This window comes from Thiolapillus sp. (assembly GCF_048562965.1).
GTDB classification, from domain to species: Bacteria; Pseudomonadota; Gammaproteobacteria; order Chromatiales; family Chromatiaceae; genus Thiolapillus; species Thiolapillus brandeum_A.
The window spans coordinates 1-562 of record NZ_JBHNMF010001552.1 but is presented as its reverse complement, the minus strand read 5'-3'; the positions used below and the strand labels follow the sequence as shown (position 1 = coordinate 562).

The following is a 562-nucleotide window of genomic DNA, read 5'->3' as shown; positions in this document are numbered from 1 at the left end:
GTCAAAAAAATGCAATAGGGCTGATTGTTTGGCGCTTACACTCTTCAGCTGCATCAATACTTTTGACAAATCGGCGCTGCGGGGAGGCACGCCGGGCTTTGGCTCCAGCGTCGCAACCTGTCTCAAACCCAGCCAATGCACCAGGTAGGTCCAGCCATTGTGCTGAACCACGATGGGCATGCCTCTGAGTTTCTCACCCCGCTTGTCCCAGCCTGCCAGCGCCTCGTTCCAGCGCTTCGAAAAGCCGGCAATTCGTTGTTGGTAAAAAGCAGCATTTTCCGCATCCAGCTGAATGAGACGCTGGCTCAACATCTTGGCCACCTTGAGAATATTGTGGGGATCCGTCTGTATGTGTGGATTCCCTTGTGGATGCACGTCACCCTGAGCGCGATCCAACCGGGCGGGCCGGTCCCGCAGGGCAACCGCTGAAGCCGCCTCCAACGCTGCCAGCCATGGAGAGCGAAGCGAAGGCTGGTAGTCCCCAGTAGCCGCGAGGCCGCACTGTTTTCCCGGCGTGCCTTGCGCCAGAGGGAAAACAAAGTAGGTCTCCGAACGCGGCGTC

The 562-nt window shown here is 58.4% G+C and carries 1 protein-coding gene; it reads right to left on the bottom strand.

The window, feature by feature from the left end; genetic code table 11:
• Positions 1–562, bottom strand: a 562-nt coding sequence (locus tag ACOCD2_RS25455) for a metal ABC transporter solute-binding protein, Zn/Mn family (protein ID WP_293653933.1), incomplete at both ends; no start/stop codon positions are given.